A 12,615-nucleotide genomic window follows, 5' to 3' on the forward strand; every position below is an offset into this window, starting at 1 on the left:
TCATGTGGTGGCCTGGAGTTGCTGGGCGGCCAGGGCTGCGGCGGGGTCGAGGTCGGTGGCGCCGGAGGCGACGTGGGCGATCAGGGCCCGCTTCATCCGGGGATCCCAGACGGTCTTCATGTGGTTGGCGATCGCGGTGGCGGCGTCCGCGGGTGGACGATGCACGAACTGCGCGGCGATCTCGTTCGCCAATCGCACGTACGGCGGTACGCCGCCACTCATCGATTGCCCCCAGCAACAACCGCCTCACGCGCTCCCTCACCGGCGACCGGCGCTGGGATCAAATCCACCTGGACTGCGGTGACCTTGTATTCGGGGCAGTTGGTGGCCCAGTCGGAGTTCTCTGTGGTGACGACGTTCGCGCCGCTCACCGGATGGTGGAACGTGGTGTAGCAGACCCCCACCGGCATCCGGTCCGAGATCGTCGCGCGGAGTTCGGTCCGTCCGACCCGGCTCGACAACGCGACCGTGTCGCCGTCCGTGATGCCGCGTACCTCGGCGTCGTGCGGATGGATTTCCAGCACGTCCTCGGCATGCCACGCGACGTTCGCCGTACGCCGGGTCTGCGCGCCCACGTTGTACTGCGACAGGATCCGCCCGGTCGTCAGGATCAACGGGAACTTCCGCGTCGACCGCTCCGACGTCGGCACGTACACGGTCTCCATGAACCGCCCCTTGCCGCGGGTGAACTCGTCCTCGTGCATGATCGGCGTACCCGACGGATGCTCGAGATTGCACGGCCACTGGATCGACCCGAGCTCGTCGAGCTTCTGAAACGATACGCCGGCGAACGTCGGCGTCGTCATCGCGATCTCGTCCATGATCTGCGCCGACGAGTCGTAGTGCATCGGGTACCCCATCGCCTGCGCGATCTCGCAGATGATCTCCCACTCCTGCTTCCCGGTCCGCGGCGCCATGATCGGCCGCACCCGGTTGATCCGCCGTTCCGCGTTGGTGAACGTTCCGTCCTTCTCCAGGAACGATGTCCCCGGCAACAACACGTGCGCGAACTTAGCCGTCTCGTTGACGAACAGGTCCTGTACGACGAGCAACTCGAGCGCACCCAGTGCGGCGAATACGTGCTGCGTGTTCGGATCGGACTGCGCGATGTCCTCGCCCTGCACGAACAGTGCCTTGAACGACCCTTCGATGGCCGCGTCGAACATGTTCGGGATCCGCAGCCCGGGCTCGTCGAGGATCGGCGTACCCCACAACTTCTCGTAGATGTCGCGGACGTCCTCGTTCGACACGTGCCGGTACCCGGGCAGCTCGTGCGGGAACGAACCCATGTCGCACGACCCCTGCACGTTGTTCTGCCCGCGCATCGGGTTCACTCCGACGCCCGCCCGGCCGATGTTGCCGGTCGCCATCGCGAGGTTCGCCATCCCCATCACCATGGTCGAGCCCTGGCTGTGCTCGGTGACGCCGAGACCGTAGTAGATCGCGGCGTTCCCGCCGGTCGCGTACAGCCGGGCCGCTTCCCGGATCTTCTCCGCCGGTACGCCGGAAACTTCGGAAACCGTTTCCGGGCTGTGTTCCGGCCCAGCGATGAACTCCTCCCAGGCCGCGAAGTCCTCGCACCGGGCGGCGACGAACTCCCGGTCCACCAGGCCTTCCGTCACCACCACATGCGCCAGCGCGTTGATGATCGCGACGTTCGTCCCGGGCGCGAGTTCCAGGTGGTACGCCGCCTCGATGTGCGGTGACCGGACCAGGTCGATCCGCCGCGGGTCGATCACGATCAGCTGCGCGCCCTGCCGGATCCGCTGCTTCATCCGGGAGCCGAACACCGGGTGCGCGTCGGTCGGGTTGGATCCGATCACCAGGATCACGTCGGACTCGTCGACGGAACGGAAATCCTGCGTTCCGGCGGATTCCCCGAAGGTCTGTTTCAGCCCGTACCCGGTCGGCGAGTGGCAGACCCGCGCGCAGGTGTCGACGTTGTTGTTTCCGAAAACTGCGCGGACCATTTTCTGGACCGCGTACACCTCCTCGTTCGTGGTCCGCGACGAGGTGATCGCGCCGATCGAGCCCTGCCCGTGCGCCGCCTGGATCTCCCGGAGCCGCCGCGCCGTGAACGAGATCGCGTCCTCCCAGGAAACTTTCCGCCACGGTTCCGAAAGCGTGTTCCGCACCATCGGCTCCAGCACCCGGTCCGGGTGCGACGCGTACCCGAACGCGAACCGGCCCTTCACACACGAGTGCCCCTCGTTCGCGCCGCCGTTCTTGTACGGCACCATCCGGACAAGCTCGTCGCCCCGGAGCTCGGCCTTGAACGAGCACCCGACACCGCAGTACGCGCAGGTCGTCAGCACGGTCCGCGTCGGCATCCCGAGCTCGACCACCGACTTCTCCTGCAACGTCGCCGTCGGACAGGCCTGCACGCACGCGCCGCAGGACACGCAGTCCGACTCGAAGAACGACACCCCGGCACCGGCCGCGACCTTGGAATCGAACCCACGCCCCTCGATCGTCAGCGCCAGCGTTCCCTGTACTTCGTCACACGCGCGCACGCACCGCGAGCACGCGATGCACTTGGACGCCTCGAAGTCGAAGTACGGGTTGGAGGAATCGGTCGGCAGGTCCATGTGGTTCGCGCCGGCCTCCACGCCGGAGCCGTACCGGACCTCGCGCAACCCGGTGACGCCGGCCATGTCCTGCAGTTCGCAGTCACCGTTGGCCGAGCAGGTCAGGCAGTCGAGCGGATGGTCGGAGATGTACAGCTCCATCACGCCGCGGCGCAGCTTTCCGAGCCGTTCGTTCTGCGTCCGGACGACCATGCCGTCCCGGCACGGCGTCGTACACGAGGCCGGCGTGCCCTTCACGCCGTCGATCTCGACCACGCACAGGCGGCACGACCCGAACGCCTCCAGGTTGTCGGTCGCGCACAGCTTCGGTACGTCGACGCCCGCCTCCTTCGCCGCGCGCATCACGGACGTCCCCGGCGGAACCTGCACGGTCACGCCGTCGATGGTCAACGAGGTCGTGGCCTCACCGGCGCGGGCCGGCGTACCGAAGTCAGGCTCTTTCAACAGACTCATGCGTGGAAGTCCTCTCCGAAATGGCGGACGGCACTGCGTACAGGCATCGGGGTGAGGCCGCCCATCGCGCAGAGCGAGCCGTCGGTCATCAGTTCGCACAGGTCCTCGAGCACGACCAGATTCTTTGCGCGGTCGGTGCCGGACACGATTCGGTCGATAGTCTCGACGCCGCGGACGGCGCCGACCCGGCACGGCGTGCACTTGCCGCACGATTCGGCCGCACAGAACTCGAACGCGAACCGTGCCATCGCCGCCATGTCCACGGTCTCGTCGAACACCACGATCCCGCCGTGCCCGACCATCGCCCCGGCCGCCGCGAACGCCTCGTAATCCATCGGCAGATCGAACTGCTCGACCGGGAGATAAGCGCCGAGCGGACCGCCGACCTGAACGGCCCGCACCGGCCGCCCGGACGACGTACCGCCGCCGAAATCGTTCACCAGTTCGCCGAGCGTGATCCCGAACGCGGTCTCGACGATCCCGCCGCGGGCGACGTTCCCGCCGAGCTGGAAAACGCTGGTGCCGAGCGATCGGCCGGTCCCGTACGCCGCATACTCTGCGGCTCCGTGCGCGAGAATCGTCGGAACCGTTGCCAACGACAACACGTTGTTGACGACGGTCGGACGCCCGAAAAGCCCTTCCAGGGCAGGGATCGGGGGTTTCGCGCGAACCATGCCGCGTTTTCCTTCGAGGCTTTCGAGCATCGAGGTCTCTTCGCCGCAGATGTACGCACCCGCGCCGACCCGGACGTGCAGGTCGAAGCCGAACCCTGAGCCGAGAATGTCCGGCCCCAACCAGCCTTCGTCACGCGCTCGCACGATCGCGTCCTTGAGGGTCGCGACCGCGTCCGGGTACTCCGAGCGCAGATAGACGTAGCCCTCCGCCGCACCGACGGCGTACGCCGCGATCGTCATGCCCTCGATCAGGGTGAACGGGTCGCCCTCGATCAGCATCCGGTCCGCGTACGTGCCGGTGTCGCCCTCGTCCGCGTTGCAGCAGACGAACTTGAGGCCCGCCGCTGCGTTCGATGCTGCCCCCACCCCACCGCCCCGGTCAGCCTCGAGCACGGTCCGCCACTTGATCCCGGTCGGGAATCCGGCCCCACCGCGTCCCCGCAGCCCTGAGTCCACGACGGTCTCGACCACGTCGGCCGGCTCCATCGCTAGCGCTGCTAGCAAACCGCGCGTCCCGCCGTGCGCCACGTAGTCCGCGGTCGACAGCGGATCAACCACCCCCACCCGCCGAAACGTCAACCGCTGCTGCCGCTTCATCCACGGCAACTCCTCCACCAACCCGAGGCTGTCGCCCTCACCCTGGAACATCCCGGCCGCGATCAGCCCGTCGACGTCCTCAGGCGCGACCGGCCCGTATCCCACCCGTCCCGCAGCCGTCTCCACCTCCACCAACGGCTCCAACCACAACATCCCGCGAGACCCGGTCCGAACGATCTCCACCTCACCGGAAGCAACTGCAGCGTGCGCAGAGATCCGCTCCGCAACCTCATCCGCCCCGACAGAGCAAGCTGCCGAGTCGCGCGGTACGAACACCCGGGTGACGGACGCGCCCGAGGACGGGACGCCGATGGAGGCCGACGGAGCGGGGGCGCCGGCCGTGACCTCGGACGGGCGGGAGGGAGCGGGTGCGCCGGCCGTGACCTCGGACGAGCGCGAGGGAGCGGGTGCGTCGGCCGTGGCCTCGGATGAGCGCGAAGGAGCAGGTGGGCCGGCCGTGACCTCGGATGAGCGGGAGGGAGCGGGCGGGTCCGCCGGGCCGGGAGAGGGTGCGCCGTCGGCGGATGGCTGCGGTGTCATCGCGTCTCTCCCAGTAGGGCGTTCAGACGGGTGGGGGTGACTCGGCCGTGGAGTTTGCCGGCGACCTGGACCGCCGGGCCCAGTGCGCAGTTGCCGAAGCAGTAGATCTCTTCCAGGGTGACGCGGCCGTCGTACGTCGTCTCGCCGAACTCGCAGCCGATCGTGCGTTTCGCGTGCTCGGCAAGTTCGACCGCGCCGACCGAGCGGCAGGCCTCCGCCTGGCAGATCGCGACGGTGGTGCGCCCGGCCGCCGTACGCCGGAAGTCCTTGTAGAACGTGACGACGCCGTGCACCTCGGCGACCGCGAGGTTCAGTACGTCGGCGATCACCGCGACATCGGGCTGGTCGACGTACCCGAACTCCTCCTGCACCGCGTGCAGGATCGGTATCAGCGCGCCGCGGAGACTGCGCAGTTCCTCCGCGATCTCCCGCACTCGCTGGGCACGCCCGGGGACCGGGACGGGGGCGGCGGCCACGACCTCACTCGTCATGTATACAACATTCCGTCGCCAATGCATCACGGTCAAAGCAATGCTGCCTATCACCTGATAGGCAGCGCCTATCAATCGCCCGAGCGGGACTTGGTCCCTGCACTGGTGTCCTTGAACAGGAAATAGCAGCTCTTAGGTCCGGTGTGTGGGTGGCCGTCGCCTCAGCCGGGGACCCGGGACAGGTTGTGGGGGCCGCGGACTTGGCATTTCCTGTCTCCAGTCACCAGTTCCTGTCCGCAGTCACCACCGTCGCCGCCAACCGACACATCCTGTCCAAAAGCACGCCCTGCACCTTCACCGCACCACACCGAGGGCCGTTGAGGGCGGTGGGTGGTTCTCCAGGAAGGCCCAGTAGCGGTCGCCGTACGACCAGTGCCACCACTCGGTCGGGTAGTTCACGGTTCTCGATCGCGGGGATGCTGGTGATCCGGTCGTCGCTCAATAACACAGTCATCCGCGCGCCACCGCGGTACGGATCAGGGTGTCGACGACCTCGGCGTACGACATCCCGGCCGCGGCCCACATCCGCGGGAACTGCGACGCCGGCGTGAATCCGGGGAACGTGTTGATCTCGTTGACGACCGGCTCACCGTCGCGCGGTACGAAGAAGTCCACTCGGGCCAGCCCTTCGCAGCCGAGTACCTCGAACACGTCGATCGCTGTACGCCGCAGTCGCACCGCCAGTTCGGGATCGATCCGTGCTGGTACGACGAATCGCGTGGCGCTGCTGTCGTACTTCGCGGTCGCGTCGAAGAACGGCTGCCCCGGATCCGGATGGATCTCCAGCGCCGGCGCGGTCTCCACCCGCCCGTCCGGGAACTGCAGCACCGCGAGGTCGATCTCGCGACCCACCATCTCGCGCTCCACCAGGACCCGCGGGCCTAATGCGGTCGCCTCTGCGATCGCGGCCAGCAGTGTCGGCAGGTCCGTCGCGCGGGTCACGCCGAGACTCGAGCCGCCGTTCGCGGGCTTCACGAACAGCGGGAAGTCCACGCCGGCCACCTTCAGCATCTGCAGCGCCGCTTCGGTGTCGGTCAGCTCGGCGCCGCGCAGCGTGACGCCTGGCGTCACCGGGATCCCGTGGGCCTTCAGGACTGCCTTAGTGAGGTGCTTGTCCAGCCCGACCGCGCTGGCCGCGATCCCGCTGCCGATGTACGGGATGTGCAGCTGTTCGAGGAAGCCCTGCAGGCGGCCGTCCTCGCCGTGCAACGCCGGGAGCGTGACATCGCACGCCTGCAGTAGCTCGATAGCCTCGTGCTGTCCGTCCACCCAGTTGCCCTCGGCATCGATCACCAGCGGGATCGCCATGTGGCCGAGCAGTTCGACCGCCTTCAGGATGCCCTTGCCGCTGGCCAGCGACACGTCGCGCTCTGGACTCGCCCCACCCATCACCACCGCGACCTTCATTCGTAGCTCCCGCGCACGCGGGAGCCGATGCCGCAGTAGATGTCGTCCGGGATCGTGCCGGCCCACCCGGCCCAGTCGGCCACGGTAGGTTCGCCGTGGGATCCGTCGCCGAAGATCGTCGCGCCGGCCTTGACGGCTGCCCGAGCCACCGGTGCGGTGCCGTGCCCGAAGGCGTCGGCCTTGACCATGGCCAGAACCTGCTGCGGAACACGTTTTCTGAAGTTTCCGACGTTGTCGCGGACGGCCGACAGGTCGACGACGGCCTCCGACGGGCCGGTGATCCCACATACTGCCGGGCGGTGGCGGGACTGAACCAGGGTCATACCCGTCATTGTTGTTTCTGGCAACGATCAGGATCATCGGAGTGCGGACGGATGTCTGCCTACGACCCTGGTATGACGGACCTCCTCCACAAGCATGAGCGATACTGGCGGGGTGCAAGCCACCGATCATCTGCAGGCGTCGTTGCAGGCCGCGATCGCGCTGGCCAACACCTTCGGATCCACCGAGCGACAGGGACGCCCGGCAGCTCCGCCGGACGCCGCGGCCGTCGACGCCGTACTGCGGCTGACGACCAACCGCCCGCCGGCCGTAGATCCCGCCGACTACGTCGCCGGCGGGAAAACGTTGTACGACGCCCTCGGCCGCCTCCCCGACGTCGATCGGGCCGTCGAAGTGGTGAACGCGTTGCTCAGGGAGACCAAGGCCGCGCCGCAGTTGACCCGCGACGGCGGCGCGCCCTGGCACCTGCGTTTCGGCAGTCCCGACGACGCGGCCGGTTGGTTGGCCGAGTTCGCCACCGCCGTCGCGATGCTGCTCGGGAGCGACGAGGCGGAGCGGCTCCACCGGTGCGAGGCCGAGCGCTGCGACGACCTGTTCCTGGACTCGACCCGGAACGGAAACCAGCGTTTCTGCTCAACCGCCTGTCAGAACCGCGCCAAGGTCGCCGCTCACCGGGCGCGGGTCCGCAACGCCTGACGCCGTCACCATCGTGGCCTCCGACGACCAGCCGATCTTGCGGTAAAGGTGCAACCCGTCGGTCGTGGCCATCAACAGTCCGGTCCGGGCGCCACGTTCGACCGCTCGCGCGGCCAGTGCACCCATCACCACGCTGCCGAGCCCCCGTCGCCGGTACGCCGGATCGGTCTGGATGTCGTGCATGACAGCGTCGTCGCCGACGATCGCCACCATGCCATGCGCCGCGATAGTGCCGTCCACAAGGACTTTCACGTACTCCAGTGGCCCGTCGGTCTCGATCTCGGCCGTCGCGCGCGGGTGCGAGAGCAGGTCGATCGACATCAGCGTCTTTTGCTCTTCGAACGGCAGCGTCCCGGCCGCGGCGAGCAGGCGGGCGATCTCGTCGCCGTGCTGCGTGGTGACGGTCAGCCAGGTGTTCGCGGGCAGGTCGCGGGCGAGCCGGTCCACGGTCGTCGGGTCGTCGGTGCGGGTGAACAGTTCGCGGTCGCGTCCGGGAAGTCGGAGTACGGCGGCGTACGCGTCGTCGTACTCGATCACCGGCGCCAGGCCGCGGCACAACCGCCAGCCTTCCAGCCATCGCCTCATCATGACGGTAGTGTAACTGTCTATGGAGAAATAGCCAGTTACTCAGTTCCGAGAACGAAGGTCTGGATCGCGACCACGGCGGCACCGCGGGCCCATTCGCCGAAGTCGGCAGGCTGCAGGACCATCGTCAGCTCGGCGGCGGACGGGTGCCGATTGGCGTGGAGGCCGGCCAGCAGCTCGTCGTGCGCGACCTCGGCCAGCCGGACGCCTTCGCCACCGAGGACGACCAGCTCGGGCATGGTGAAGTTCGCCGACGCCGCGATCAGCTTGCCGAGCGCGCGACCGGCTCGGCCGACGATCTCGCGCGCCGCGGGATCGCCTTTCGCCGCGAGATCGAGCGCTTCGTCGTACCCGACCTCCCGGCCGAGCGCCGCGCCGACCTGGCTCGTGACTGCGCCGACGGTGAGCAGGCTGAGCGCACAGCCGCGGTGACCGCGGTCGCACCGGGGCCCGTCGTGGAGTAGCGGGTGGTGGCCGACCAGGCCGAGCGTGATGTCCGGACTGTCGACCACCCGGTTGTGGAGGACGAGCCCGTAGCCGACACCGGCGCCGATCGTGAGCAGGACGAAGCGGTCCGAGTTCCGCCCGGCGCCGAACCAGTGGGTGGCTTCGACGAGGGAGGTCAGGTCGTTCGCGATCACGATCGGGACGCTGGTGCGCGCGGCGAGGAGCTCGCCGAACGGTACGTCGACCCAGTTCAGGTACTGCGCCAGGCGGACCTCGGTACGATCCGCGACGCGGCCGCCGAGCGAGACGCCCAGGCCGCTGAGCGGCGTACCGTCCGGAACCTGGATTGCCAACTGGTCGGTGAGCTCGAGCACCAGGTCGGCGACGGCGGACGGTGTGGCGTCGGTGATCGGGCGCTCGACGCTCGCGAGGACGTCCGCGCGCAGCGTCGTGAGTACGCCGATCGCGGAGTCGCCGGTGAGTTTGATGCCGACGAAGTGGTGGGCGTGGGCATCCAGATCCAGCGGTTGCGAGGGCCGGCCGACGCGGGCGTCCGTGGGGCCGCCCTCGACCTCGACCAGCAGCCCGGACTCGACCATCGGCTTCGTCAACCGGGTCAGGCTGCCGGGCGACAGGCCGACGCGGCGGGACAACTCGGCGCGCGACAACGGCCCGTCCAGCAGGATCTCCAACGCCACCTGCCGCGAGGGCCCCGCCAACGGCCGCCACTCACCCATTGCGTCAGACTAGCTTGGGCTGGAGAGGGTCTTTGGGACGCCGGGATGTGACCCGGTCCGCGGTACTGGCCGCACAAATCCCGGCGTCGGGCTCATCCCGCAGTATGCAGCCGTTTGCAATGGGTGGCGCCGGGACAACGGTGTCAGATTCTCTTCAGTGCGGAAGTCTGCGCGTATCGATGAGTTGCTGAGCGACGTCGCGCAGTTTGGTGTTGGTGTCCTGCGAGTACCGCTTGAGGATCGCGAACGCCCGCTCGCCGTCCACATCGAACCGTTCCATCAGGATGCCCATCGCCTGACCGACCAGCTTCCGCGCGTCGACGGCCTCCGCCATCGTCTCCTCGTGCCGCGCGGACGCCACCGCCACGGACGCATGCCGCGCGAGGATATGCGCGATCGCCTCGTCGTCGGTGGTGAACGCCTCCGGCTCCGAGCTGTACAGCCCGAGCACGCCGACCGTACGGCGCGGCCCGTCACCGGTCGCCAGCGGTACGTCGAGAACGCTGCGGATCCCGAGCGCGGCGACCTTCGTACTCCACTCGGGCCAGCGGTCGTCGGAGGTCGTGTCGCTGATCAGGACCGTGTTGCGTTCGCGCAGCGCGACGATCAGCGGGCCACTCTCCGCGGTGATCTGCAGCTCGTAGATATCGGTGACGACCTGATCCGTCACCGCGGCGATCTCCGCCTGCGAACCACGCGTGTACAGCGCCACGCCGGCGTACGTGCAGTTCACAGCCTGCAAGGCGAACTGCACCACCGCATCGATCGTCTCCTCGACACCCGGCGCGTCATGCAACTCGATCGCCAGCCGGGCAAACGTATCCGCCGAATGGGCAAGCTCAGGCTCAGTCACTGGAAACTCCAGGGCATGGTCACGCAGTAGGGCACGATAATGATGCAGCCCAAACCTCCCGCAGTGTTAGCCGCCCACGAAACCGGCCCCCCTTCACCGAGCACCCACCAGATGAGGCCTCCACACCAGGCAGACTCACAGCACTTAGAGTTACCGATGAACTACTTCTCGTAGATCCGTTTCGAGCCTGAGCTGGGGGCTGAGGTGTCCGAACTTCGAGGCCGCCGCGACCGTGGGGACGACGCCGACGCCGACGACACAGCGCGTACGGATGAGCGGGCGGCCGGAGCTGACTCGGCTGCCGAGTCGCCGGGGCCGTCCGATCCTCGCGAGAAGCTCAACCGACACCTCGACGAGCTGTACTGGCCGGGCTACTCGGCCCAGCCCTCGGTAGACGAACGCGACACGCCCTCGGCAAGCGCCGACACACAACACGAGGCCCACGACGCCGACCCGCAGCAGGAGGACCCGTTCGCGTCGTACTCACCGGACCTTCAAGCCCACTTCCGCCACGACGACACCCTGGCACGCCTCCAGTACGAATCCCCGAACCCCGAGACCACCGCCAGCAACCCACAACCCCACGCTGCCGATGATCACGAAGCCCCTGCGCCCTGGCAGGCCAGCGAACAGGCAGACCAACCGAACCCTGCCCAGCACCAACAAGCCCACACTCCAGACCACACCACCGACCCCGCCGACCCGGGCGAATCCGGCGAAGGATCGGGCGATGAGCCGGGTAGCCAGCCGGGTGATTCGGTCGGGGATGGTGCCTCCGGCAGTGGGATCGGCGCTGAAACTGCGCAGGCGGACGATCCGACAACGACGGTCGTAGCTCGAACTGAGGATGTTGCCGACGCAGATACAGGCACCAACCCCAGCGACGCCGACAGATCCGAACCAGCCGAATCCCGGTACGCCGAACTCGTCGCCGAACGCGACAAGGACTGGGACCCCGCCGAAGCGGCCCTCCCACCCGGCGCATTGCCGGAGTCCACGAAGACCCTCACCCAAGAAGTGGTCGACGCTCTGCACCCCGACGTAAGACGGGTCCTGGAGTACCAAGGCGCAGCCGAATACATCACCGCAAACAAGGACGAACGCCCGTGGCTGGAGCCGGCGTCCGATGCTTCGCCCCAGGTCCAACGCATCCTCACCGCCGTAGACCAAGGCACCGGGCACGCCCACATCCGCCACGGCCCGATGGGCAACGACCAGCTCTACGCCGACCGAGTAGCCCGCCTAGAAGACCCAGCCCAAACCGACCCCGACAAACGCGCCAAGAGCATCGACGGCCTCGACGAAACCAAACAGCACTACTGCGCCAAGGAATCAACCAGGATCCACGACCCAGAAGCCTTCGTCGCAGCCTTCGCCGCCGCCGTCAAACACCCCGATGTCCACCAGGTACTCAATGGGCCGTGGACGAGCGGCGGCGCACCCAATCAGGTTCCGATTCCGATCACAGATCTGCTCGGGCCCGATGGGCATGAGTCGTGCTCGGGCTACCGCCTCGTCGGAGACTGGTCCGAAGTGAAGAAGGCGCGGAAGGAATGGGTCAAGGCTCGGGCTGAAGGTCGGGACTTGACCGACCTCCCGGAACCTCAAGCTGAGCGGATTCCCACGTTCGAAGGCGGGCACATCATCGTCTCCTTCACCATCAACACCGCAGCTCAGCGATACGAGATCAATACACTGTTCCCCGTGCCACCGAAACAGCAGCCAACGGCGCTGTGATCCGGAGAGGATCCATATGTCCGACATCGATATGTATTGGCTGACAGACAAAGACGTGCCATTCGCAACGTTTCTGAATGTCGTGCAGGCGCATTACCATCCAGAGGTTCGCAATGACAACTATCGACTGCTCGTTCGGTGGGCTCGGGATGCCGGCCCGGACGACGTCAGGATGGCGACCTTCAAGTCGGAGCTGACTCAATTGCTGCAGGGGCAGCGCGACGGCTTACGTCCGGGCGCGATCGACGTCGCCGCGGCGTACGACGACTGGGACACGGACGACGAGTTTCTCGCTTGGCTTTGGCGTGAGCTCTACCCGAACGAGCCGGTTCCGACGCCGGCCTCGTCTGAGTGATGGCAGGCGTCAACGGCGGGAATGGTTGGGTGCCGCTGGCTGGTGCAGGTCGCGGATGCCGCGGGGCGGTCGTACGGCGGTGATAGCCGCGCTGCGCGGGCCTGCGCGCGGGTGCGGTGGGGGTGAGGCGTAGCTAGGTGGCGGATGAGCCGTGCGTGGTGCCGCGTGGGATG

At 67.6% G+C, this 12,615-nt stretch carries 12 protein-coding genes; 3 read left to right on the forward strand and 9 right to left on the reverse strand.

All coding sequences use genetic code 11. The features are described from left to right. The 6 genes from ACWF0M_RS13930 to ACWF0M_RS13955 all read right to left on the reverse strand — a co-directional run bounded on the left by ACWF0M_RS13930 (position 1) and on the right by ACWF0M_RS13955 (position 7,073). Positions 1–222 carry a formate dehydrogenase subunit delta gene (locus ACWF0M_RS13930; protein ID WP_452236012.1) on the reverse strand — a complete coding sequence of 74 codons (222 nt, stop codon included), beginning with the start codon at positions 220–222 and terminating at the stop codon, positions 1–3. Continuing rightward, entirely contained in the window at positions 219–3,041 is a 2,823-nt protein-coding gene (gene fdhF / locus ACWF0M_RS13935; protein ID WP_452236013.1) for a formate dehydrogenase subunit alpha, read from the reverse strand. Before fdhF ends, ACWF0M_RS13930 begins: the two co-directional genes overlap by 4 nt. After that, positions 3,038–4,444: an NADH-ubiquinone oxidoreductase-F iron-sulfur binding region domain-containing protein gene (locus ACWF0M_RS13940; protein WP_452236014.1), complete on the reverse strand. Its 1,407-nt coding sequence runs from the start codon at positions 4,442–4,444 to the stop codon at positions 3,038–3,040. The genes fdhF and ACWF0M_RS13940 overlap by 4 nt, the downstream gene beginning before the upstream one ends. 404 nt (positions 4,445–4,848) lie before the next feature. Continuing rightward, entirely contained in the window at positions 4,849–5,343 is a 495-nt protein-coding gene (locus ACWF0M_RS13945; RefSeq protein WP_452236015.1) for an NAD(P)H-dependent oxidoreductase subunit E, read from the reverse strand. Positions 5,344–5,793: 450 nt separating this feature from the next. Next, complete coding sequence (locus ACWF0M_RS13950) at positions 5,794–6,750, reverse strand: D-alanine--D-alanine ligase family protein (RefSeq protein ID WP_452236016.1); 957 nt, start codon at positions 6,748–6,750, stop codon at positions 5,794–5,796. Next, entirely contained in the window at positions 6,747–7,073 is a 327-nt protein-coding gene (locus ACWF0M_RS13955; RefSeq protein ID WP_452236017.1) for an alanine racemase, read from the reverse strand. The genes ACWF0M_RS13950 and ACWF0M_RS13955 overlap by 4 nt, the downstream gene beginning before the upstream one ends. A 94-nt stretch (positions 7,074–7,167) precedes the next feature. On the opposite strand from ACWF0M_RS13955, the gene ACWF0M_RS13960 reads away from it, so the two are divergent. Next, positions 7,168–7,728, forward strand: a complete 561-nt coding sequence (locus ACWF0M_RS13960) for a CGNR zinc finger domain-containing protein (protein ID WP_452236018.1) — start codon at positions 7,168–7,170, stop codon at positions 7,726–7,728. Here the strand turns inward: ACWF0M_RS13960 and ACWF0M_RS13965 are convergent. The 3 genes from ACWF0M_RS13965 to ACWF0M_RS13975 form a co-directional block, all read right to left on the reverse strand. Continuing rightward, a complete protein-coding gene (locus ACWF0M_RS13965) occupies positions 7,666–8,316 on the reverse strand; it encodes a GNAT family N-acetyltransferase (protein ID WP_452236019.1) in 651 nt (216 codons plus the stop codon). The genes ACWF0M_RS13960 and ACWF0M_RS13965 overlap by 63 nt on opposite strands. 35 nt (positions 8,317–8,351) lie before the next feature. Continuing rightward, positions 8,352–9,497: an ROK family transcriptional regulator gene (locus ACWF0M_RS13970; RefSeq protein WP_452236020.1), complete on the reverse strand. Its 1,146-nt coding sequence runs from the start codon at positions 9,495–9,497 to the stop codon at positions 8,352–8,354. Between the two features lie 154 nt (positions 9,498–9,651). Further along, a complete protein-coding gene (locus ACWF0M_RS13975; protein WP_452236021.1) occupies positions 9,652–10,350 on the reverse strand; it encodes a GAF and ANTAR domain-containing protein in 699 nt (232 codons plus the stop codon). 204 nt (positions 10,351–10,554) lie between these two features. On the opposite strand from ACWF0M_RS13975, the gene ACWF0M_RS13980 reads away from it, so the two are divergent. Together ACWF0M_RS13980 and ACWF0M_RS13985 are read left to right on the forward strand one after the other, a co-directional pair. Then, positions 10,555–12,087, forward strand: a complete 1,533-nt coding sequence (locus ACWF0M_RS13980; protein ID WP_452236022.1) for a hypothetical protein — start codon at positions 10,555–10,557, stop codon at positions 12,085–12,087. Between the two features lie 16 nt (positions 12,088–12,103). After that, on the forward strand, positions 12,104–12,442 hold the full coding sequence (locus tag ACWF0M_RS13985) for a hypothetical protein (protein WP_452236023.1): 339 nt from the start codon (positions 12,104–12,106) through the stop codon (positions 12,440–12,442). The last annotated feature ends 173 nt before the right edge of the window (positions 12,443–12,615 follow it).

This window comes from Kribbella sp. NPDC055110, from assembly GCF_053607525.1.